Annotated in this window: 17 protein-coding genes, 2 tRNA genes and 3 rRNA genes; 10 read left to right on the top strand and 12 right to left on the bottom strand. The window is 61.4% G+C overall.

All coding sequences use genetic code 11. From position 1 onward, the window contains the following. Positions 1 to 2 precede the first annotated feature (2 nt). The 4 genes from JN531_RS07805 to JN531_RS07790 all read left to right on the top strand — a co-directional run bounded on the left by JN531_RS07805 (position 3) and on the right by JN531_RS07790 (position 4,296). A complete protein-coding gene (locus tag JN531_RS07805; protein WP_436233309.1) occupies positions 3 to 1,415 on the top strand; it encodes a TrkH family potassium uptake protein in 1,413 nt (470 codons plus the stop codon). A gap of 78 nt (positions 1,416 to 1,493) precedes the next feature. Continuing rightward, positions 1,494 to 2,432 carry a homoserine kinase gene (locus JN531_RS07800; protein WP_228348300.1) on the top strand — a complete coding sequence of 313 codons (939 nt, stop codon included), beginning with the start codon at positions 1,494 to 1,496 and terminating at the stop codon, positions 2,430 to 2,432. Further along, positions 2,429 to 2,932: a TRAP transporter small permease subunit gene (locus JN531_RS07795; RefSeq protein ID WP_228348299.1), complete on the top strand. Its 504-nt coding sequence runs from the start codon at positions 2,429 to 2,431 to the stop codon at positions 2,930 to 2,932. The genes JN531_RS07800 and JN531_RS07795 overlap by 4 nt, the downstream gene beginning before the upstream one ends. After that, complete coding sequence (locus JN531_RS07790; protein ID WP_228348298.1) at positions 2,929 to 4,296, top strand: TRAP transporter large permease; 1,368 nt, start codon at positions 2,929 to 2,931, stop codon at positions 4,294 to 4,296. Before JN531_RS07795 ends, JN531_RS07790 begins: the two co-directional genes overlap by 4 nt. On the opposite strand, the gene JN531_RS07785 is transcribed toward JN531_RS07790, so the two are convergent. The 4 genes from JN531_RS07785 to JN531_RS07770 all read right to left on the bottom strand — a co-directional run bounded on the left by JN531_RS07785 (position 4,275) and on the right by JN531_RS07770 (position 7,002). Beyond that, complete coding sequence (locus tag JN531_RS07785) at positions 4,275 to 4,685, bottom strand: PaaI family thioesterase (protein WP_228348297.1); 411 nt, start codon at positions 4,683 to 4,685, stop codon at positions 4,275 to 4,277. The genes JN531_RS07790 and JN531_RS07785 overlap by 22 nt on opposite strands. Beyond that, a complete protein-coding gene (locus tag JN531_RS07780) occupies positions 4,646 to 5,410 on the bottom strand; it encodes a sulfite exporter TauE/SafE family protein (RefSeq protein ID WP_228348296.1) in 765 nt (254 codons plus the stop codon). Before JN531_RS07780 ends, JN531_RS07785 begins: the two co-directional genes overlap by 40 nt. Next, positions 5,407 to 5,769, bottom strand: a complete 363-nt coding sequence (locus JN531_RS07775; protein WP_228348295.1) for a YidH family protein — start codon at positions 5,767 to 5,769, stop codon at positions 5,407 to 5,409. Before JN531_RS07775 ends, JN531_RS07780 begins: the two co-directional genes overlap by 4 nt. A gap of 66 nt (positions 5,770 to 5,835) precedes the next feature. Continuing rightward, complete coding sequence (locus JN531_RS07770; protein ID WP_228348294.1) at positions 5,836 to 7,002, bottom strand: magnesium transporter; 1,167 nt, start codon at positions 7,000 to 7,002, stop codon at positions 5,836 to 5,838. 94 nt (positions 7,003 to 7,096) lie between these two features. Between JN531_RS07770 and JN531_RS07765 the strand changes: the two genes are divergently transcribed. The 3 genes from JN531_RS07765 to JN531_RS07755 are packed head-to-tail and all read left to right on the top strand — an operon-like array spanning position 7,097 to position 9,004. Beyond that, positions 7,097 to 7,711, top strand: coding sequence for a TetR family transcriptional regulator C-terminal domain-containing protein (locus tag JN531_RS07765; protein WP_228348293.1), 615 nt, complete (start codon positions 7,097 to 7,099; stop codon positions 7,709 to 7,711). Then, positions 7,711 to 8,493: an outer membrane lipoprotein-sorting protein gene (locus JN531_RS07760; RefSeq protein WP_228348292.1), complete on the top strand. Its 783-nt coding sequence runs from the start codon at positions 7,711 to 7,713 to the stop codon at positions 8,491 to 8,493. The genes JN531_RS07765 and JN531_RS07760 overlap by 1 nt, the downstream gene beginning before the upstream one ends. Beyond that, positions 8,483 to 9,004, top strand: a complete 522-nt coding sequence (locus JN531_RS07755; protein WP_228348291.1) for an acyl-CoA thioesterase — start codon at positions 8,483 to 8,485, stop codon at positions 9,002 to 9,004. Before JN531_RS07760 ends, JN531_RS07755 begins: the two co-directional genes overlap by 11 nt. A gap of 12 nt (positions 9,005 to 9,016) precedes the next feature. Here JN531_RS07755 and pip read toward each other — a convergent pair whose 3' ends face one another. Beyond that, complete coding sequence (pip, locus tag JN531_RS07750; RefSeq protein WP_366522423.1) at positions 9,017 to 9,967, bottom strand: prolyl aminopeptidase; 951 nt, start codon at positions 9,965 to 9,967, stop codon at positions 9,017 to 9,019. A gap of 85 nt (positions 9,968 to 10,052) precedes the next feature. On the opposite strand from pip, the gene JN531_RS07745 reads away from it, so the two are divergent. Next, positions 10,053 to 11,663: a lytic transglycosylase domain-containing protein gene (locus JN531_RS07745; protein WP_228348289.1), complete on the top strand. Its 1,611-nt coding sequence runs from the start codon at positions 10,053 to 10,055 to the stop codon at positions 11,661 to 11,663. A gap of 14 nt (positions 11,664 to 11,677) precedes the next feature. On the opposite strand, the gene JN531_RS07740 is transcribed toward JN531_RS07745, so the two are convergent. Beyond that, positions 11,678 to 12,157 (bottom strand): DUF456 domain-containing protein, encoded by a 480-nt coding sequence (locus JN531_RS07740; protein WP_228349978.1) that lies wholly within the window; start codon positions 12,155 to 12,157, stop codon positions 11,678 to 11,680. Positions 12,158 to 12,322: 165 nt separating this feature from the next. Between JN531_RS07740 and JN531_RS07735 the strand changes: the two genes are divergently transcribed. Next, positions 12,323 to 12,955, top strand: coding sequence for a TetR/AcrR family transcriptional regulator (locus tag JN531_RS07735; RefSeq protein ID WP_228348288.1), 633 nt, complete (start codon positions 12,323 to 12,325; stop codon positions 12,953 to 12,955). Positions 12,956 to 13,148: 193 nt separating this feature from the next. Here JN531_RS07735 and rrf read toward each other — a convergent pair. The 6 genes from rrf to tyrS all read right to left on the bottom strand — a co-directional run bounded on the left by rrf (position 13,149) and on the right by tyrS (position 20,118). Beyond that, positions 13,149 to 13,262, bottom strand: a 5S ribosomal RNA gene (gene rrf / locus JN531_RS07730). Between the two features lie 145 nt (positions 13,263 to 13,407). Beyond that, positions 13,408 to 16,278 (bottom strand): 23S ribosomal RNA (locus tag JN531_RS07725). Positions 16,279 to 16,712: 434 nt separating this feature from the next. Then, a tRNA-Ala gene (locus tag JN531_RS07720) sits at positions 16,713 to 16,788 on the bottom strand. Between the two features lie 40 nt (positions 16,789 to 16,828). Then, a tRNA-Ile gene (locus JN531_RS07715) sits at positions 16,829 to 16,905 on the bottom strand. Between the two features lie 90 nt (positions 16,906 to 16,995). After that, a 16S ribosomal RNA gene (locus JN531_RS07710) occupies positions 16,996 to 18,523 on the bottom strand. The 16S, 23S and 5S rRNA genes sit together here with 2 tRNA genes alongside, the layout of an rRNA operon. Before the next feature lie 380 nt (positions 18,524 to 18,903). Further along, a complete protein-coding gene (tyrS, locus tag JN531_RS07705; RefSeq protein ID WP_228348287.1) occupies positions 18,904 to 20,118 on the bottom strand; it encodes a tyrosine--tRNA ligase in 1,215 nt (404 codons plus the stop codon). Between the two features lie 204 nt (positions 20,119 to 20,322). Between tyrS and JN531_RS07700 the strand changes: the two genes are divergently transcribed. Continuing rightward, positions 20,323 to 21,687 (top strand): OapA family protein, encoded by a 1,365-nt coding sequence (locus JN531_RS07700; protein WP_228348286.1) that lies wholly within the window; start codon positions 20,323 to 20,325, stop codon positions 21,685 to 21,687. Positions 21,688 to 21,701: the final 14 nt, after the last annotated feature.

Below are 21,701 nucleotides of genomic sequence, written 5' to 3'. Positions count from 1 at the left end.
TGATGGGCTTCTCGCTGACCCATCTCGGACCACTGGCCGTCAGCCTGGCGCTCTCCGACGGTGTCGCCTACGCCTATCTCGATGCCCTGTGGATCACCCTGACCACTGGCGCCCTGCTCTGGTGGACCAGCCGCCATACCCGCCGTGAACTGAAGGTACGCGACGGCTTTCTGGTGACCGTACTGCTGTGGGCGGTGATGTCCCTGTTCGGCGCGGTCCCGTTGTACGTCGCGCATGCTGGCTGGAACAGTTTTATCGACGCCCTGTTCGAGTCCACCTCCGGCCTTACCACGACCGGCACCACGGTCATCGCCAGCGGCCTCGATCTACTGCCACCGTCGATCAACTACTACCGGGTGCAACTGCATTGGCTCGGGGGGATGGGCATTATCGTACTCGCCGTTGCGGTAATGCCGATGCTGGGTGTGGGGGGCATGCAGCTCTATCGGGCGGAAACCCCGGGGCCGGTGAAGACCGACAAGCTCACACCGCGCATCGCCGAGACGGCGCGCATCCTCTGGACCGTGTATCTGGCGCTGACACTGGCGGCGGCGGCGGCCTACCGCCTGTCGGGGATGTCGAGTTTCGATGCCATTTGTCATGCGATGTCGACCATCGCCACAGGTGGCTTCTCGACCCACGACGCCAGCATTGGCCACTACCAGAGCCCGCTGCTGGAGTGGGTGGTGATGGTGTTCATGCTGCTGGGCACCGTCAACTTTGCGGTCCACTTCACTGTCTGGCGCGATCGCAATCCGGTGCGCTACCTGCGCGATGCCGAGGTCCGGACCTGTTTGCTGATCATCGCCGCCTTCGCGCTGGCGGTCTGTCTGCCATTGATCGCCAGTGGGCTCTATGCCGATACCGGAACCGCCATCCGCAAGGGCCTGTTCCATGTGATCTCCTATGGCACCACCTCGGGATTCGCCACCGCCGATCCGACCCACTGGCCAGCCTATCTGCCCGTGGCACTGATGCTCAGCGGCTTCGTGATTGGCTGTGCCGGCTCCACCTCGGGCGGGGTGAAGGTGATGCGGGTTCTGTTGTTCGCCAAGCAGGCGGCCCGCGAGCTGCGCCGCCTGGTGCACCCGCGCAGCCCTTCACCGATCACCGTCGACGGTCGCCGCATTCCGGATGAGGTGGTGTACGCCGTGGGCGGGTTCTTTTCGGTCTACATCGCCTGCACGCTGGTACTGACCTGCATGATCATCGCCACCGGACTGGACCCGCTGACCGCCTTTTCCGCGGTTGCCGCCACGCTCAACAACATGGGGCCTGGTCTCGGCGAGGTGAATGCTGCCATGCACACCGTGAGTCCGACGGGCAAGGGCATCCTCATCGCAGCGATGCTGCTGGGGCGACTCGAGATCTTCTCGGTGCTGGTCTTGTTCACCCCGATGTTCTGGCGCCGCTGACGACAGGTCACTGCCGAAGTGGACTTCAGGCGGCGCTCGAAATAGGCTTGCGGGTCCTTCCGGTCCCCACCCGCATTCATGTCCGTCTTCACCAAAGTCTCCCATGGCGAGCTCAAGCGTTTTCTCGCCCGCTATCCGGTGGGTCGGCTGTTGAACTTTCAGGGCATCGGCGAAGGCGTGGAGAACACCAACTATTTCGTCGACACCACAGACGGCCGTTGGGTATTGACCCTGTTCGAACGGCTGAACTACGACGACCTCCCGTTTTTCCTCGGCCTGATGGAGCATCTGGCCTCGCAGGGCTTCCCCGGTGCCATGCCGGCCCGCACGCTCGAGGGCGACACGCTGACGTCTCTCAATGACCGCCCGGCGGCCCTGGTGCGGCGCCTGCCCGGTGGCGGTGTCCTGTTCCCCACCCTGGAACAATGCCGGGCGGTGGGGCAGGCACTCGGCGACCTGCACGTCATCGGCCAGTCATACGCAGGGCGCTGCGCCAACAGCCGGGGGCCGGACTGGCGGCGCGAGACGGCGGAGGCAGTGCTGCCGAAGGCCCATGCTACGGCACAAGCATTGATCGCTTCGGAGCTGGAAGCGCAGGCCCACCTCGATCTGGCGGCGCTGCCACAAGGCGTGATTCATGCCGACCTGTTCCGCGACAACGCGCTGTTCGTCGATGACCGGCTGACCGGCATCATCGATTTCTACTATGCCTGCAACGACGCGCTGCTCTACGACCTTGCAATCACGGTCAACGACTGGTGTTTCGATCCCGACGGTCGCCCCGATGCGGCACGGTGGCAGGCGCTGGTGTCGGCGTACTGCAGCCGTCGCCAGCTCACCCGCGCCGAGCGCGATGCCTGGCAGCTGACGCTGCGCGCCGCCGCCTTCCGCTTCTATCTGTCGCGCCTCTTCGACTGGCTGTTTCCGCGCGAGGGAGACGTGGTCCACATCAAGGACCCCGAGGCCTACCGGCTGATCCTCGATCACCATCGCCAACAGGTGCCGCCGGCACCATGAGCCGCCTGCTCGACGCCATCGAAGCGCTCAATGACGCCCTGTTCCGGCTGGCCGGACTGTGCACCCTGTTACTGACAGCAGTGGTGTTCACCGTGGTGGTGCTGCGCTATGCCGTCGGCATCGGCAGCACTGCCCTGCAGGAGAGTGGGTTATACCTGCACGCACTGATCTTCATGCTGGCCGCCGCCGCCGGGCTGCGCCGCGGGGAACACGTGCGGGTCGATATTCTGTACGGCCGCTTCAGTCCGCGCGGCCAGGCCACCGCCGATCTGCTGGGAACGGTGCTGTTCCTGATTCCCTTCGCCGGCTTCCTGCTGCTGACCTCGTGGGCCTATGTTGCCCGCGCATGGGCGATCCAGGAGCGCTCGATGGATCCTGGCGGCCTGCCGCTGGTGTGGCTGCTCAAAACCCTGATCCTGGTGATGGCGGTCCAACTGATTCTGCAGGCTGCGGTCGAGGTCCGCCATGCCCTGCACCGCCGTCGGCAAGACAGCCCATGAGTGCCCTGGCCATCGTCATGTTCCTGACGGTCTGCGGCCTGCTGCTGGTCGGCTACCCGGTCGCGTTCACCCTCGGCGGCACTGCCCTCGCCTTCGGTCTGTTGGGGATCGCACTGGGCGCATTCGGGCTGCCGGAGCTGCTGGACCTGCCGAGCCGGCTGTTCGGGGTGATGACCAACGAAACCTTGATGGCGGTGCCGCTGTTCGTGTTCATGGGCGTGGTACTGGAACGCGCACGTATCGCCGAAGACCTGCTGGAATCGATGGCGTCCCTGCTCGGGCGGCTGCGCGGCGGCCTGCTGGTGGCGGTCGTTCTGGTGGGCATGCTGATGGCAGCGAGCACCGGTATCGTCGGCGCCACGGTGGTCACCCTGGGCCTGCTGAGCCTGCCGACCCTGCTGCGGCGCGGCTACGAACCCAGCCTGGCCACCGGCACGCTGGCCGCCAGCGGCACCCTGGGACAGATCATTCCCCCGTCCATCATTCTGGTGCTGCTGGGTGACGTGCTGTCTTCGGCGTATCAGCAGGCGCAGTTGGCACAGGGGTTGTTCTCGACGGAGACCGTGTCGGTTGGCGATCTCTTCATCGGCAGTCTGGTTCCCGGCCTGCTGCTGGTGCTCGCCTATATCGGCTATATCGTCGTGGTGGCCTGGCGACAGCCGCACCGCGCGCCCCCGGTAACCGACCTGCCCCCACTATCGCTCCGCAGACTGGTGGTGGGCCTGTCCGCACCCCTGATATTGATCGTGGCCGTGCTCGGTTCGATCATCGGCGGCATTGCGACTCCGACCGAGGCGGCCGCCGTGGGCGGCATGGGTGCGATTGTGCTGGCGCTGCTGCGCGGCGCACTGTCGACCGCGCTGCTGCGCGACAGTGGCGAACGGACCGCGGGAATCACCACCATGGTGTTCATGATCTTCATCGGCGCATCGGCCTTTTCCATGGTCTTCAATGCCTACGGTGGCGATACCCTGGTGCACGGTCTGTTGCATGACCTGCCAGGCGGGGCCTTCGGCGCCGTGCTGGTGGTGATGGTGCTGATGTTTCTGCTCGGCTTCATCATCGACTTCATCGAGATCACGTTCGTGGTGGTGCCGATCGTGGCGCCGGCGCTGTTGATGCTCGGGGTCGACCCGGTGTGGCTGGGGGTGATGATGGCGCTGAACCTGCAAACCAGTTTTCTGACCCCGCCCTTCGGCTTCGCGTTGTTCTACCTGCGGGGCGTCACCCCGGAGTCGGTACCCACCACCGCAATCTACCGCGGCGTGGTGCCGTTCATCGCCATTCAACTGGCCCTGCTGGCCCTGCTGGCGGCATTTCCGTCACTGGTCACCGGCCTGGGTCACTGGCTGGGGCGCATGTAACTGCCGGTCACATGGACCGTCTCGCGACCGAGATGGTCGCGCACCGCGACGTCCAGCACCAATAGCCGACGCCCCAGCTTCAGTAACCGTGCTTCGGCCACGACATCCCCGGCCGGAGTCATCGACAGGAAGTGCAGGTTCATGTCGGTGGTCACCGCCATCAGCTCCGGACCGACATGCGCCAACACGCAGGCGTACATCGCGGTGTCGGCCGCGGCCATCAGGGTCGGCCCCGAAATCACGCCGCCCGGCCGCAGCATGCGTGCATGGAACGGCAGCCGGATACGGGCCTCACCCGGCCCCACTGCCTCGACGACAACAGAGGCGGCAGCTGGCAGCCCGTCGCGAATCAGCTGTTGGACGGCGACAGCGTCGAGGATGCATTCCATAAATCGTAGGCTCCCGTCACGAGCAGGTAGAGAGACAACAGCACCAGTAACCCGCGCGCCATCCGGGCGAACCGGTCTTCATCGAGGCGCTGGTTGTACCACTTGCCGAGCACCGTGCCGGCAATGACGGCCAGGCACAGCGCCGCCAGCAGCAGGGGCCGGCTGAAGATGCTGAAGCCGACCAGGCCGAAGGCGATGACCCGCAGACCATGGCCCAACACCTGGGTGAGGGCGAGTGTGCCGATCACGGTTTCCTTGCGCCACTCCGGCCGCAGGAACAGGCGCCCGACGAACAGCCCGGTCGCTCCGACAAACAGGCCAATGGACCCGTTGAGGGCCCCCGCCAGCGCAAACGAGCGCCGTGCGCCCAGCGGCAATGCTGCCGCCCCCGGCCGCAGGGAGGCGAGGATCAATCCAGCCAGGATCAGTTGGATCAGCGCAGGCTCGACCATCGCCACCCACGGTGCCACCAGCAGGGTGACCGGCACAGCCGTCAGCAGAAACCAGCCGGTGGCCCGCCATTCGACGTGGCGGGCATAGGCCACGGTGCGCGCACTGTTGGAGACCAGCTGGACCGCCGCGAACAAGGGGACCGCTTCGATGGGCGCCAGACCGAAGGCGAAGAACAGGGCGATCAGGATCGTGCCACCGCCCATGCCGGCGACCCCGGAAAGGGCGGCGGTCGCGAACCCACTGAACACCAGCAGCACATCGACGAGGGTCAAATCACCCCCAGCAGATGTGCGGCCAACAACACCCCGGCGAGCGCCACCACCAGGTTGACCCCGGCTGCCACCGATACCCAGTAGCCACGCGGGAACTCGGCGGGCTGCAGCTCTCGCAATACGCGCCGATACTGCAGCACCGACAGCAGGCTAACCCCGACGCCGAGCAGGACGAAGCCGACACCAATGCCGGCGGCAACATTGATGGCGGTGGCGACGTCAGGCCGCAACAGGCGTTCGATCAGGCCGAATCGTTCGACCACGAAACCGAATGCCATCAGCGCCACCGACGTGCGGGTCCATGCCATCAGCGTGCGTTCGGCGGCGAACAGTACGCGCGGATCCTTCAGGTCAGACATGGGGCGCCCCCCGCCTGGCTGAGGGCGCCGAACATTCGCGGGTGCGCAGAATGAGGCCGGCGTGGCTCACAGCACCAGCACCGTTGCCAGCAGCAGCATCAACCCCATGCCCGCTATGTCGGTTCCGGTGGTCAGAAAAATGCTGGAGGCGGTTGCCGGGTCCGCACCGAAGCGCCGCAGGGTCAGCGGCACCATCACGCCGAAGGCGCCCGAAAGCGCGCAGGCGCCGGTCATCGCGATGAGGATCACCGCGGCCAGCGCGAGGCGCTGGTCCGGGGTGTCGCCGGCGAACCACCACATGGCGGCAGCGGCGATCAGGCCGGTCAGCAGACCGTTGAGCGCCCCCATCATGACTTCCTTGCGCAGCAAGGACCTCACAGGCAGCGTTTCCAGTTCTCCGAGCGTAAGGCCACGTAGCGTGATCGCGAGCGTCTGGCAGCCGTTGTTGCCGCTTTGGCCAGCCAGCACTGGGAGAAATGCAGCCAGCGCGACGATACGGGTGATGGTGTCCTCGAACGCTCCCACCACCATCGCCGCCAGGAAAGCGGTGAGCAGGTTGACCTGCAGCCACGGGTGACGCATTCGGAAGGACTGCCAAAACGGAGTCGACAGCCGCTCTTCCTTGTCGAGGCCGACCATGGTGCCGCTCTGCGCGGATATCTCGATGGCCTGCCGCTCGAATAGTTGCCATCCGCGAACCAGGCCGAGCAGATAACCGTCTTCGTCGACCACCGGATACACGGGATAGTGGCGATTGACGGCCGCACGTATCGCCTCACCGATTTCGGTGTCGGGGGCGAATGCGAAGGGCTCGTGCAACATCACTTCGGACAGACGCTGCCCGGGCCGGGCCAGCAAGAGGTCTCGCATGACCACCATGCCCAGCAGTCGCTGGTCGGCGGAGGCAACGTAGAGATAAGTGATGCGCGAGACCTCCTCACTGCGGGCAAGCCAGTCGACCGCCCCGGCGACGGTGGTATCGGCGGGCAACACCCCGACCATCGGCTCCATCAGTTCGCGCACGGTGCTGGCAGTCGTGAACGCCGGCTCCTCATCCGCCATGCCTGGCAAATGGGCGGCGATGCCAGCGGCGAAATCCTGAGGCAGCTGCCGGAGGGCCGCCTCGATTCGCTGCGGGGTCTCACGCGCCAGCAGTGCGGCGGCATCCACCGGCACGCGCGACCGCAGTTCGCGCAACAGGGCGGAGAGGTCTTCCGGATCGATCGCGTGCATGGTCAGGCTCTTGGCAGGAGTCGCCACGATTATGCGGGATTGACAGCCGCCAGCGAGACGACATACTCATCAGTATGTTCACTGCACGCCTCTCATGACGGCCCCTCGGCGATCGGCCGACCATACCCGCACGCTGCTGCTGGATGCCGCGTTCGAGGATCTGCATCGTCTGGGATACCGCGCCATGCGGCTCGACACCCTGTTGGACCGGCTTGGCCTGACCAAGGGCGCCCTCTACCACCACTTCCGCAACAAGGCCGACCTCGGGCTCGCCGTGATCGAGGAGCGACTGCGCCCCTGGATCGAACAGACCTGGCGACCGGTGATCGGCGCGCCGGACGTGGTCAGTGCCGCGATCGAGCTGTGCCGTACATTGACCGCGGAGCGCTGCGACCAGGTAGTGGGGGCGGGCTGCCCACTGGCCAACCTGTTGCATGAACTTCAGGACGAACCGGCCGAGTTTCTGGCGCGGGTGCAAACCCTGATCGACGATTGGCATGACGGTATCGTTGAAGGCCTGCGTCAAGGCCAGGGCAGCGGCACCGTCAGGGCCGACGTGGTGCCCGAGGACGCAGCGGCATTCATCCTCAGTGCCATCGAGGGCAGTGGTGGGCTTGCGCATGGCGCGCGCGGTCCCGTTTTCCTGCAGGCAGCGATGCGCGGCCTGATCGACTACCTACAAACCCTACGACCCCACCGGAGTTCATGATGAATCACCGTTTTTTCTTCGCCGCGGTCGCGCTGGCAGGCGCGATGGCCGCACATGCCCAGAGTGCCGAGGACAAGGGCCTCGCCATCGCCCAGGAGGCTGAGCAACGAGGCGAGGGCTACGGCGACAGCCAGGCCACGATGACCATGGTATTGCGCAACCGCAACGGTGACGAGGCGATCCGCAGCCTGCGCAGCCAGACGCTGGAAGTTGCGGATGATGGCGACAAGTCACTGATCGTGTTCGATGAACCGCGCGACGTTGCCGGTACCGCATTGCTCACGCACGCCCATAGCGACAGTGACGACGATCGCTGGCTGTATCTGCCCGCGTTGCGGCGGGTGAAGCGTATTGCCAGCTCCGGTCAGACCGGTGCCTTCATGGGCAGCGAGTTCGCCTACGAGGATCTGGGCTCCCAGGAGATCGAGAAGTACCGGTTCAAATGGCTTCGGGACGAGACCGTTGACGGCGTGGACATGCACGTGCTCGAGCGTATTCCGAAGGATGAGAACTCGGGATACTCTCGACAGGTGGTTTGGATGGACCAGGCTGAACTGCGACTGCAGAAGGTGGTCTTCTACGACCGCAAGGGGGAACATCTGAAGACCCTTACCGCCACCGGCTATGCGCAGTTCCTCGACCGTTACTGGCGCCCGCTTCGGCTGGACATGGTCAATCACGTCACCGGCAAGTCGACCACGCTCACCTTCGAAGACTACGTCTTCGACAATGGATTTCTGGATCGTGACTTCGACGAGAACAGCCTCGCCAATGTCCGCTGACCGGGCGGACACGCCGCTGCCGGCGAAGTCGGCTGCCGCCTCGGCCGTGCGCGAACAGGTCTATATGGTGTTTCCCAATGATCTGAATGCCAACGACACGGTTTTTGGCGGTCAGATCATGGCGCTGATGGACCGCTACTGCGCGGTGGTGGCAGACCGTCATGCCGGCGGGGTGTGTGTCACGGTGGGCGTGGACGCGGTTCACTTCATCGCACCTGCTCGCCGGGGTGACGTCCTCATTTTCAACGCCACGGTCAATCGTGCCTGGGGCACCTCGATGGAGATCGGGTGCAAAGTGGAAGCCGTTGATGGCTGCGGCCTGCACCGGCGCGACATCCTGTCCGCATATCTCACTTTCGTTGCCATGGACGCATCAGGCCAGCCCCGTGCCGTGCCGCCTCTGGTCCCGGGCGACGACATCGAACAACGTCGCTACGAGGAGGCTCAACTTCGGCGGGAGATGCGTCTGCAACATGCCCGGGATCTCAAACGCCTACGCAGTGTCGACTGACAGGCCTGCGGGTCAGGGCAAGCTGGAAAATCGCTGTGTCGCGCTCAACAGCGCTGCCAAGGTTCCCGGCTCGCTGGCGGCATGCCCGGCATCGGCGATGATGTGAAACTCGGCCTGCGGCCAGGCTTGGTGCAGTTCCCAGGCTGATCGCATCGGACACACCACGTCGTATCGCCCCTGCACGATGACGCCGGGAATCGCGTGCAAGCGATAAGCATTGGCGAGCAACTGGTCGTCCCGCTCAAAGAATCCGGCGTGCTGGAAGTAGTGGCACTCGATCCGTGCGAAGGCTTCGGCGAAGCGGTCTTCGCCGAAGCGCCGGGTGGCCGCAGCCGATGGGATCAACTTGCTGGTCGCGCCTTCCCACAGGCTCCACACACGTGCCGCGGCGCGGCGAACGGCGACGTCAGCACTGGTCAGCCGCCGGTAATAGGCCGCAACCATGTCGTGCCGTTCCTCGACAGGAATGTGCTGCAGGTATGCCTGCCAAGCATCGGGATACAGCCAACTGGCGCCGGACTGGTAGAACCACTCGATCTCGGCGCGCCGCAGCAGGAATATCCCGCGAAGAATCAGCCCGATGACGCGGTCGCCATGTGCTTGTGCATAGGTCAGCGCCAGGGTCGACCCCCAGGACCCGCCGAACACCACCCACCGCTCGATCGAGAGGTGTTGGCGGATGCGCTCCATGTCGGCCACCAGGTCCCAGGTGGTGTTCTCCCGCAGTTCGGCGTGTGGGGTCGACCGCCCGCAGCCGCGCTGGTCGAACAACACGATGCGATAGCGCCGGGGGTCGAAGAACTGCCGATACCACGGCTCACAGCCACCACCAGGGCCGCCGTGCACGAAGATCACCGGTTGCCCATCTGGATTGCCCGACTCCTCCACGTACAGGGTGTGCAACGGCGAAACCGGCAGCTGATACGTCGCATGAGCTTCAATCGGTGGAAACAGCTGAGGCAGAGCACTGGGCATGCGGTGGGACTCGATTCCGGTGGCGGTCGACGGCACGGCTGGTACTCCATACCGGCTTTAATGAACATGGTACTTGGGGCGCGGCAGTGGTGCTGCCGAGAATTCCGTTGCGCTGCGGCCGGTGGGTTCCTTAGTATCGCCGCTTACGGAAACGTCCCCCCTCAGGAAGGAGCCTATGACGATGCATCGCTGGAGACGCTACTTTTGCACTGGGGTGACCTTCGGGCTGTTGACGATCACCTCTCCGTCAATAGCCCAGGACGACTTTCCCCGCTATCCCTCCCTGGAACCGGCCGTCGCCTTCTGGACTGACGTTTTCGGCCGCTACGCCGTTCACGACAGCATCATTCATCCCGCGGCCTTCCCGCAGGTGGTGCTCGAGGTTCTGCACTTTTCCGAGGGGGTCCCCGTGCAGGTGCGACGCGCCCGCGAGGAGGCGGCGAAAAAGCGGCTGCGCGAGAGCCTGCTCAGGCTATCGCGCTTCGACGGCGCACCCGACGCCCTGAAGCCTTCAGATCGAGCGCTTTACGACCGCTTCAATGGCATCTCGTCGGCTGATCGCTTCCGCATCGCGGCAGACTCGCTGCGTGCCCAACGCGGGATCAAGGAGCGCACACGTGCGGCTCTCACGACCGCTGGCCAGTACCTCCCCGCCATGGAGACCACCTTTTCCCGATACTCGCTGCCCCTTAAATTGACCCGATTGCCGCTGCTGGAATCGAGCTTCGACGTCAGCGCGTATTCAAAGGTGGGCGCCGCCGGGCTGTGGCAGTTCATGCCAGCCTCCGCGAGGATCTACATGCGTCTCGACGAGGTTGTGGATGACCGCCGCGATCCGTGGACATCCACCGACGGCGCCGCCCGCCACCTTCGCGATGACTATGCCTTGTTGGGCAATTGGCCCCTGGCGCTCACGGCCTACAACCACGGCCGCAATGGGATAGCCCGCGGCCTCGAGCGGGTCGGCGGCTCGACGCTGATCGACCTGATCGAGCGCTATGACAACCGCCGCTTCGGCTTCGCCTCAAAAAACTTTTACGCGGAATTTCTGGCGGTAACCGATATTGAACGAAACCGGGAGCAGTTCTTCCCCGGGCTGGAGGTCGCCACACCCGTGCGCTTCGATGAAGTCCAGGTCGATGCTTTTGTTCCGTTTTCGGCACTCGCAACCGCCAGTGGGACCGACGAGGCCACCTTGCGTCGCCTCAACCCGGCGTACAGCGAAGCGGTCTATCGGGGAAAACTGTGGGTGCCCAACGGTCATCGCATCCGCATCCCCAGCGGACAGTCCGAGCGCTTTCACGCACGCTACGTCTCGCTGCCCGCTGCACACCGTGCCGATCGTCAGCGGGAGTACTATCGTCACCACCGTATCCGCAAAGGTGAGGCCCTGGGAACGATCGCACGGCGATACGGCGTCGATCTCCGGACGCTCCAGAGCGTCAATGGCATTGCCGATGCCAGCCGCATTCGCGCTGGCCAGACCCTCAAGATTCCACCGCGAGACAGCGTCTCAGCATCGTTGCGCAAAGTGCAGCTTCGGGTGCACACCGTGCGCTCCGGCCAGACGCTGTCGGCGATTGCGCGTCGCTATGACGTTTCGGTGCGAGAACTGGCGCGACACAACCGCCTTGATGACAAACATCTGATCCGTCCCGGCCAGCGACTGAAAATCCCAGGCTGACCGGACCCCGATCGTCATAGCCAATAGGCCACGACAAAGACCGCCAGCATCGTGACCGAGACCGCCAGCTTGGCGATGGTGCCCAACAACAGGCCGATCCATGTCGCCATTCCGACTTCGGCTGCCTGACCGAGCCCTCTTTTGGCCATCAGCTCACCCAGTACTGCACCGACAAACGGGCCGATGACCAAGCCCGGGATCCCGAAAAACAGGCCCACGACTGACCCCAGAAGCGCACCCCAGACGGCGCGTGGACTGGCGCCGACCCGCTTGGCGCCAACCGCACTCGCGGCAATGTCGATCAGGATGGACAATAGCGTCAGGGTCGCCAGAAGACTGAGCGTCCAGATTCCGATCCGCGCGTAGTCGTCGATCCAGGCCGCCAGCCAGATCCCGATGAATATCATCGGAACTCCCGGCAGCGCCGGAAGAACGGCGCCCGCAAGGCCGACCACGATCAAGACTGCGACCAGCAGCCACAACACGATGGTCATCAACACGGTCTGTTCCTGCGAAAATGAGGGCTGTGAGTGTATCCGCGTCCAATCAGGGGCGGCCCATTATCAGGAATGGCTGACAGCCAGGTTGCAGAATGGCCGATGGGCGGCCGGCCTTCACAACGTCAATATGATGGCCGTTGATGCAGGAAAAGTGCACTCATGACCCTCGCGACCGTAACTTCTGACATTCATCCCATCGTTCCGGCGACGGCGCGCGGCGCCGCGACGAGGCGACGCCTGCTGCAGGCGGCCGAGACCGAGTTTGGCGAGCGCGGATTCCACGCCGCATCCGTCAGTTCGGTCACAAGTCGGGCCGGTGTCGGCCAGGGTACCTTCTATCTCTACTTTCACAGCAAGGAAGAGATCTTCATCACCCTCGTCCGCGATATCGGACGCGCCCTGCGCAAGGCCATGTCGGAGGCCCGCGCCAATGAATTTGACGCACTCGAGGGTGAACGCGCCGCGTTGGTCGCATTCTTTGCCTATACCAAGCGCCATCCAGGGCTATACCGCATCGTGCAGGAGTGCCAGTTCGTCGACGACGACGAGTTCCGCCGGTACTACCTCGCCCTCGCACGCGACTACCAGCTCGGAATCGAGGCCGGTAGTGCCCGTGGCACGCTGTCACCCGGCAATGCATCGGTGCGGGCCTGGATGATGATCGGCATCGGCCACTTCGTCGGGCTCAAGCATTGCCTCTGGGACGGCGCCGTGCCGTCTGCGGACACAATTGACTGCGTCATGGAGTTCATTGAGCGCGGTCTGCGAGCCGAGACGCCATATCCCTACTGAAACGGCGTTAAGTCGTTTCACTTTGAAGTGTTCGGGGTGGGCGCGGTCGTAACCCAACTGCGCGCGAAGGGCAGGCACCCGAAGCCGGGTTCTTGTCGAGCCAGGAGGCGAGCCTAGAACAGCCCTGTTCCCATCTGCTCAACGGCCCCAACAAAAAACCCCCGATCATTTCTGATCGGGGGTTGGGTATAAAGCCTGGCAGTGTCCTACTCTCACATGGGCAAGCCACACTACCATCGGCGCTAAGTCGTTTCACTTCTGTGTTCGGGATGGGAACAGGTGGTTCCAACTCGCTAAGGCCGCCAGGCAAATCGTTTGGTGGTCTGCCTTTGGGGCAGATCACCGAATTTGGTTTGTTGTTCGAACACTGCTGATTCAATGCTGATGTGCATTGACGTCGAAGTCGTTGTAGCGGGATGGAGTTATCCATCACCGGAATGCTTGAGCGTTATATGGCCAAGCCTCACGAGCAATTAGTACACGTTAGCTCCATGCATTACTGCACTTCCACACCGTGCCTATCAACCTCGTCGTCTACAAGGGCTCTTCAGGGGTCTTAAAGACCCGCGAGATCTCATCTTGAGGTGGGCTTCCCGCTTAGATGCTTTCAGCGGTTATCCCGTCCACACATAGCTACCCAGCGATGCCACTGGCGTGACAACTGGAACACCAGAGGTGTGTTCAACCCGGTCCTCTCGTACTAAGGTCAACGCCTCTCAAATCTCGAACGCCCACGGCAGATAGGGACCGAACTGTCTCACGACGTTCTGAACCCAGCTCGCGTACCTCTTTAACCGGCGAACAGCCGGACCCTTGGGACCTGCTACAGCCCCAGGATGAGATGAGCCGACATCGAGGTGCCAAACACTGCCGTCGATATGGACTCTTGGGCAGTATCAGCCTGTTATCCCCGGAGTACCTTTTATCCGTTGAGCGATGGCCCTTCCATACAGAACCACCGGATCACTTAGACCTACTTTCGTACCTGCTCGACGTGTCTGTCTCGCAGTCAAGCAACCTTATGCCTATGCACTCAAAAGCGCGATTTCCGACCGCGCTGAGGTTACCTTCGCACTCCTCCGTTACTCTTTGGGAGGAGACCGCCCCAGTCAAACTACCCGCCATGCAATGTCCCTGACCCGGATAACGGGCCTAGGTTAGAACTTCAAGTTTATCAGGGTGGTATTTCAAGGTTGCCTCCACCTGAGCTAGCGCCCAGGTTTCAAAGGCTCCCACCTATCCTACACAAACAAACTCAAAATCCAGTGCAAAGTTGTAGTAAAGGTTCACGGGGTCTTTCCGTCTTGCCGCGGGAACACTGCATCGTCACAGCGATTTCAATTTCACTGAGCCTCGGATGGAGACAGTGGGGCTATCGTTACGCCATTCGTGCAGGTCGGAACTTACCCGACAAGGAATTTCGCTACCTTAGGACCGTTATAGTTACGGCCGCCGTTTACTGGGGCTTCGATCAAGAGCTTCGCCTTACGGCTGACCCCATCAATTAACCTTCCAGCACCGGGCAGGCGTCAGACCCTATACGTCCACTTTCGTGTTTGCAGAGTCCTGTGTTTTTGATAAACAGTCGCAACCCCCTCTTCACTGCGACCCTCTTCGGCTGTTACACCTAATGAGGGCGTGCCTTCTCCCGAAGTTACGGCACCAATTTGCCGAGTTCCTTCATCCGAGTTGTCTCAAACGCCTTAGGATACTCTCCTCGCCCACCTGTGTCGGTTTGGGGTACGGATCGCGATGACCTGAAGCTTAGAGGTTTTTCTTGGAAGCAGAGTATCTGGTACTTCGGCTCAATTGAGCCTCGACATCACGCCTCAGCATTGATCTCCCGGATTTGCCTAAGAGACCTGCCTAAACGCTTGAACTTCCATCCAACAGGAAGCCACCATAACTTTCTCCGTCACCCCATCGCAGTCACCACAAGTACAGGAATATTAACCTGTTTTCCATCGACTACGCCTCTCGGCCTCGCCTTAGGATCCGACTCACCCAGCGCCGAATATCGTTGCGCTGGAACCCTTGGGCTTACGGCGGAACGGTTTTTCACCGTTCTTGTCGTTACTCATGTCAGCATTCGCACTTCTGATACCTCCAGCAACCCTTACGAGTCACCTTCACAGGCTTACAGAACGCTCCTCTACCACGCACACCTAAGTGTGCATCCGCAGCTTCGGTACTCAGCTTGAGCCCCGTTACATCTTCCGCGCGGGCCGACTCGACCAGTGAGCTATTACGCTTTCTTTAAATGATGGCTGCTTCTAAGCCAACATCCTGGCTGTCTATGACTTCCCACATCGTTTCCCACTTAGCTGAGATTTGGGGACCTTAGCTGGCGGTCAGGGCTGTTTCCCTTTTCACGATGGAATTTAGCTCCCACCGTGTGTCTCCCGTGCTCATACTTCCGGGTATTCGGAGTTTGCAACAGCTGGGTAGGAACTTGTGCTCCCCCCAAACCGTAACAGTGCTCTACCCCCCGGAGTCATACACGAGGCGCTACCTAAATAGCTTTCGAGGAGAACCAGCTATCACCCGCCTTGATTAGCCTTTCACTCCTATCCACAGCTCATCTCCGACTTTTTCAACAGGCGTGAGTTCGGGCCTCCATTGTGTGTTACCACAACTTCACCCTGGCCATGGATAGATCGACGGGTTTCGGGTCTACTGCCTGCAACTAAGCGCCCTATTAAGACTCGGTTTCCCTGCGGCTCCCCTAAACGGTTAGCCTTGCTACAGACAAGTAAGTCGCTGACCCATTATACAAAAGGTACGCCATCACCCTTGCGGGCTCTGACTGCTTGTACGCATCCGGTTTCAGGTTCTATTTCACTCCCCTCGCCGGGGTTCTTTTCGCCTTTCCCTCACGGTACTGGTTCACTATCGGTCGGCAACGAGTATTTAGCCTTGGAGGATGGTCCCCCCATGTTCAGACAGGGTTTCACGTGCCCCGCCCTACTCAATTTCATGCATATCACCTTTCGCATACGGGGCTATCACCCACTATGGCCAGCCTTTCCAGACTGTTCTGCTAGGTTTCAATACACTTTTGGGCTGATCCGCGTTCGCTCGCCACTACTTGCGGAATCTCGGTTGATTTCTTTTCCTCCGGGTACTTAGATGTTTCAGTTCCCCGGGTTCGCCTCGCACGCCTATGTATTCAGCGTACGATCTCCTTGCGGAGGGGTTTCCCCATTCGGACATCTACGGATCAAAGCTTGTTTGCCAGCTCCCCGTAGCTTTTCGCAGGCTACAACGTCCTTCATCGCCTGTTGCCGCCAAGGCATCCACCAGATGCGCTTGATCGCTTGACCATATAACCTCAAACATTCCCCGGTATGTCCATCAGCCTACTACGCTCGACGTCTTGTGCCCGTACGGTGCTCGGAATCCTCATGTATATCTCGATACACTCCGGTTCCTGCGCTCCGTGCGTGCCCAACACGCCTTCGCTCGCTACGGCTGCTGAACATCCCGCTTTCTGGCGGAACGTTGCGGTTACATAACAACAATCATTACTACTACAACGACATTTTTCGCCGTCAAGCACCTTCGGCATTGAATCATGTGAATCCACAACAAAAATAAACACCCCACGTTGCCGTGAAGCGCCTTCTTCTCATTGAAGATCACTGTTGCTTACAGTGTTCGACAACAAACCTTATTGTTAAAGAACAAGTCCCGATCACGCTTGCGCGTCCAGGCTCAGACAAGTGTTCTTCGTGAAACACTTGTCTCAGCCGTCAGATGGTGGAGCCAGTCGGGATCGAACCGACGACCCCCTGCTTGCAAAGCAGGTGCTCTCCCAGCTGAGCTATGGCCCCATGTGCGGTGCCTATGCGTCCAGTCACTCAACCAGGTAGATGGTGGGTCTGGACGGATTTGAACCATCGACCCCACGCTTATCAAGCGTGTGCTCTAACCAGCTGAGCTACAGACCCATCGGGTTACAGACCGATCAACCGCTTCGGCCTTCTTACTTGTGACAAGTGACTTGTGTGGGCGCTCCCATACCGCTTTGGATACGCTTGAAAGGAGGTGATCCAGCCGCAGGTTCCCCTACGGCTACCTTGTTACGACTTCACCCCAGTCATTGACCACACCGTGGACGGCGTCCCCCTTGCGGTTAGACTACCGGCTTCTGGTGCAGCCAACTCCCATGGTGTGACGGGCGGTGTGTACAAGGCCCGGGAACGTATTCACCGCCGCAAATGCTGATCGGCGATTACTAGCGATTCCGACTTCACGGAGTCGAGTTGCAGACTCCGATCCGGACTACGATGCACTTTCTGGGATTAGCTCCACCTCGCGGCTTGGCGACCCTCTGTATGCACCATTGTAGTACGTGTGTAGCCCTGGTCATAAGGGCCATGATGACTTGACGTCATCCCCACCTTCCTCCGGTTTGTCACCGGCGGTCCCCTTAGAGTGCCCAACTGAATGATGGCAACTAAGGGCAAGGGTTGCGCTCGTTGCGGGACTTAACCCAACATCTCACGACACGAGCTGACGACAGCCATGCAGCACCTGTGTTCTGATTCCCGAAGGCACTCCCGCATCTCTGCAGGATTCCAGACATGTCAAGACCAGGTAAGGTTCTTCGCGTTGCATCGAATTAAACCACATACTCCACCGCTTGTGCGGGCCCCCGTCAATTCCTTTGAGTTTCAACCTTGCGGCCGTACTCCCCAGGCGGAGAACTTATCGCGTTAGCTACGACACCGACTCGCTAAGCAAGCCGACGTCAAGTTCTCATCGTTTACGGCGTGGACTACCAGGGTATCTAATCCTGTTTGATCCCCACGCTTTCGTGTCTCAGTGTCAGTACAGGCCCAGGTGGCTGCCTTCGCCATTGATGTTCCTTCCGATATCTACGCATTTCACCGCTACACCGGAAATTCCACCACCCTCTACCGTACTCTAGTCCACCCGTATCGGAAGCAGTTCCCAGGTTAAGCCCGGGGATTTCACAACCGACGCAATGAACCACCTACACACGCTTTACGCCCAGTAAATCCGATTAACGCTCGCACCCTCTGTATTACCGCGGCTGCTGGCACAGAGTTAGCCGGTGCTTATTCTGCTGGTACCGTCAAGACTCGAAGTATTAATTCGAGTTTTTTCTTTCCAGCCTAAAGTGCTTTACAACCCGAAGGCCTTCTTCACACACGCGGCATTGCTGGATCAGGCTTTCGCCCATTGTCCAATATTCCCCACTGCTGCCTCCCGTAGGAGTCCGGACCGTGTCTCAGTTCCGGTGTGACTGGTCGTCCTCTCAGACCAGTTACTGATCGTCGCCTTGGTAGGCCATTACCCTACCAACTAGCTAATCAGACGTAGGCTCCTCTAAAAGCGCAAGGTCTTACGATCCCCTGCTTTGCTCCGAAGAGATCATGCGGTATTAGTCCGGGTTTCCCCGGGTTATCCCCCACTTCAAGGTAGATTCCTACGTATTACTCACCCGTCCGCCACTAGATGTACAAGTACACCTCGTTCGACTTGCATGTGTTAGGCATGCCGCCAGCGTTCAATCTGAGCCAGGATCAAACTCTCCAATTAAATCTAACTGGAACCGGATGCAATCAGACCAAAATCCAATCACACCCTAAGAGTCGTCAAAATGGCCCATAGGCTCACGTTGATACTCATGTGTACTACTGCTTCCGCAGCTGCGCACAGGAGCACCCACACAAATCACTTGTCTGTTCTGTTAAAGAGCTACAGCGCCTTACACCTTCTCCGTTCCCGGAAATCCGCGTAAGTCACTGCAAGGGCGGCGAATCTTACTCGCCTGCCGTCGGGCGTCAACTGCCTGCGTCATGATGATGGGCAACATGGTGATATATAACGATATTTAAGGATACCGCCGCCTCGCCACGCCCCTCGTTGCGCGCCACAACCGGTTAATTAGTAGACAGTTGGTGGCGCCTGAACAACCATCAGCCTGCCGCTGCCACCACTGAGGCGAAGCAGAACCGGCGGCTGCCGACCTGTAACAGATACCGCTGCCCCGCCTGCAACAGCAGCGTTCGATCCTCGACCCGCTCGTGCGCCACCCGGACCGCCCGCTGCTCGATCATCCTCGCGCCTTCCGCGTTGCTGGCCACCAAGCCAGCCTCCCGCAAGGCGCGAGGGAGCGGTAGCCCACCAGCAGGCGCCACCAGCGTGACCTCGGCGATGTCGTCGGGGAGTGCGCCACGGCTGAACTGCTCGATGAACGCCTGGCGGGCCTCGTCGCCAGCGGGCGCACCGTGGAAGCGGTCGACGATTTCCACCGCCAGCTCCATCTTGACGTCTCGCGGGTTCCGCCCTTCGCTCACCGCCTCGCGGAGTCGGCTCACTTCCTGCAGCGGCCGGAACGACAGCAAGTCGAAATACCGCCACATCAGGCTATCGGAGACGGACATGATCTTGCCGAACATCTCGCGTGGCGCATCGGTCAGGCCGACGTAATTCCCGAGCGACTTGCTCATCTTCTGCACACCATCCAGTCCTTCGAGAATGGGGACGGTGACAATGACTTGGGGACGCTGTCCGTGGCCCTGTTGCAGATGACGTCCAACCAGCAGATTGAACTTCTGGTCGGTGCCCCCCAGTTCAACGTCGGCGCGCAGGGCCACGGAGTCGTAGCCTTGCAGCAACGGGTACAGGAATTCGTGAATCGCGATCGGCTGTTGGCCGGAATAGCGTTTGGCGAAGTCATCCCGCTCCAACATGCGGGCCACCGTGTATTGGGCCGCAAGCCGTAACATGCCCTCGGTCCCCAACGAGTCCAGCCACGACGAATTGAACATCACGGTGGTGCGATTGGGGTCGAGGATTTTGAAGACCTGTGTTTTGTAGGTCTCCGCATTCTCGAGTACCTGCTCGCGCGTCAACGGCTTGCGGGTCTCGTTCTTGCCGGTGGGGTCACCGATCATCCCGGTGAAATCGCCGATCAGGAAGATCGCCTCGTGCCCCGCCTCCTGAAAGGCCCGCATCTTGTTGAGCAACAGCGTGTGCCCAAGATGCAGGTCCTTGGCGGTGGGGTCGAACCCCGCCTTGACCCGAAGGCGCTGACCGCTGCTTGCCGCATCCTTCAGGCGCGGCCCCAGCTCGTCGCGAGGGAGAATTTCGTCGGTACCGCGTGCCAATTCGGCCAAATCTAGCGTCATGTCAGGTCAGGTCTCGGGGATATGCTGCGCGTGGACCCGGACCGGCACCTCACGCACTACCGCAGAAGGGCTTGCAAACTGCTTGCAACAAAACGGTTTTTATGGTTCCGTACCGCCTACAGGGGAACCCGTTTCCGCCAGCCGCCTTTTGCCATCCGGGCCACGGAACACCATGGCCGGACTCGACTTTATTTGAGTGTGTCGATGACTTCACAGTATAGCCGACGTCGTTTCCGCCGCCGCCTGCAGCGTCCGTTGCTCATCGCCGCGCTGTGCGTCATCGCCGGCGCCGCTCTGGTCTCTCAGGACGGAACGGCGAGCAAGACCACGACGCGGACCACCACCGTGGTGCCCTCGGATGCGGTACTGGCGGACCGCAGCCAGTCGGCAACCACCGCCGGCCAGGCTGCCCTGCAGGCAGCGTCCGCCGACAGTATTCAGGTGCCGCAGCCCAGTCCGTGGACGACGGTCGAGGTCAGTCGCGGACAAACATTCTCCACATTGCTCGAAGGGCAAGGGATGCCGCGTACCGACTGGGTCGCGGTCCTGGCACTGGGCGGCGATACTGATCGACTCAAGCGCCTGCAAGTGGGGGACACGCTGCACTTCCGCATGTCCGATGACAACCGGCTTGAGGAGCTGTCCTACGAGTTTGACGAGTTGCGCACTCTGCAGGTCCGCCGTATCGAAGGCCAGCTCGAGGCGATCACGCTGACGGCGGACCTCGAGCGCCGGCCGGCGAGGGCCTATGCCGAAATCACCAGCTCGCTGTTCGCATCAGGGGTCGATGCCGGACTATCGAATCGGCTGATCATGGAAATGGCCGAAATTTTCAGCTATGACGTCGACTTTGCACTCGATCTCCGCCAGGGCGACCGCTTTGCCCTGGTATACGAGGAGCTCTACAAAAACGGCGAAAAGCTTCGCGACGGCAACATCCTCGCGGCCGAGTTCGTGAATCAACGGCGCCACCTGCAGGCGCTGAGACATGAGGACAGCGAGGGGCGCGGCGCTTACTACAATGCCAAGGGCGAGTCCCTGCGCACCGCCTTCAAGCGGACCCCGCTCGACTTCGCGAGAATCAGCAGCCCGTTCAACCTCAACCGCCGGCACCCGATCCTCAACACCATTCGCGCCCACCGCGGCACTGATTATGCGGCCCGGTCCGGCACGCCAATCCGTGCGACCGGCGACGGAAAGATCGTCTTCCAGGGGGTCAAGAGCGGTTACGGCCGCGTGGTTATCGTCAAACACGGCAGTGCGTACGAAACCCTCTACGCCCACATGTCACGCTTCCGCAGCGGCCTGGGCCCCGGCAAGCACGTCAGCCAAGGTCAGGTTATCGGCTATGTCGGCCAGTCGGGCCTCGCGACGGCGCCGCACCTCCACTACGAGTTCCGCGTCAATGGCGTTCACAAGAATCCAGTAACCGTCCCACTGCCCCGCGCCAACCCGCTCAGCCGTAGCCAGATGACATCATGGCAGCCGCTGGCGCAGTCCTGGCTGGCGCAGCTCGACGAAATGGCACAGCAGCATCAACTGGCCCGCAACACCGTCCCGACCGAGTGAGCGCGGTTCTTCCG

Source organism: Flagellatimonas centrodinii (assembly GCF_016918765.2).
GTDB lineage: Bacteria > Pseudomonadota > Gammaproteobacteria > Nevskiales > Nevskiaceae > Polycyclovorans > Polycyclovorans centrodinii.
Note: the sequence above shows the minus strand (reverse complement) of the source record. Positions and strands in the feature narration are given on the sequence as shown.

Bases quoted from the DNA above. Each gene is read 5' to 3' on its own strand.
- JN531_RS07805 (WP_436233309.1), top strand. From the start codon at position 3: ATGGGCTTCTCGCTGACCCATCTCGGACCACTGGCCGTCAGCCTGGCG.
- JN531_RS07800 (WP_228348300.1), top strand. From the start codon at position 1,494: ATGTCCGTCTTCACCAAAGTCTCCCATGGCGAGCTCAAGCGTTTTCTC.
- JN531_RS07795 (WP_228348299.1), top strand. From the start codon at position 2,429: ATGAGCCGCCTGCTCGACGCCATCGAAGCGCTCAATGACGCCCTGTTC.
- JN531_RS07790 (WP_228348298.1), top strand. From the start codon at position 2,929: ATGAGTGCCCTGGCCATCGTCATGTTCCTGACGGTCTGCGGCCTGCTG.
- JN531_RS07785 (WP_228348297.1), bottom strand. From the start codon at position 4,685: ATGGAATGCATCCTCGACGCTGTCGCCGTCCAACAGCTGATTCGCGAC.
- JN531_RS07775 (WP_228348295.1), bottom strand. From the start codon at position 5,769: ATGTCTGACCTGAAGGATCCGCGCGTACTGTTCGCCGCCGAACGCACG.
- JN531_RS07770 (WP_228348294.1), bottom strand. From the start codon at position 7,002: ATGCACGCGATCGATCCGGAAGACCTCTCCGCCCTGTTGCGCGAACTG.
- JN531_RS07765 (WP_228348293.1), top strand. From the start codon at position 7,097: ATGACGGCCCCTCGGCGATCGGCCGACCATACCCGCACGCTGCTGCTG.
- JN531_RS07760 (WP_228348292.1), top strand. From the start codon at position 7,711: ATGAATCACCGTTTTTTCTTCGCCGCGGTCGCGCTGGCAGGCGCGATG.
- JN531_RS07755 (WP_228348291.1), top strand. From the start codon at position 8,483: ATGTCCGCTGACCGGGCGGACACGCCGCTGCCGGCGAAGTCGGCTGCC.
- JN531_RS07740 (WP_228349978.1), bottom strand. From the start codon at position 12,157: ATGACCATCGTGTTGTGGCTGCTGGTCGCAGTCTTGATCGTGGTCGGC.
- JN531_RS07735 (WP_228348288.1), top strand. From the start codon at position 12,323: ATGACCCTCGCGACCGTAACTTCTGACATTCATCCCATCGTTCCGGCG.
- tyrS (WP_228348287.1), bottom strand. From the start codon at position 20,118: ATGACGCTAGATTTGGCCGAATTGGCACGCGGTACCGACGAAATTCTC.
- JN531_RS07700 (WP_228348286.1), top strand. From the start codon at position 20,323: ATGACTTCACAGTATAGCCGACGTCGTTTCCGCCGCCGCCTGCAGCGT.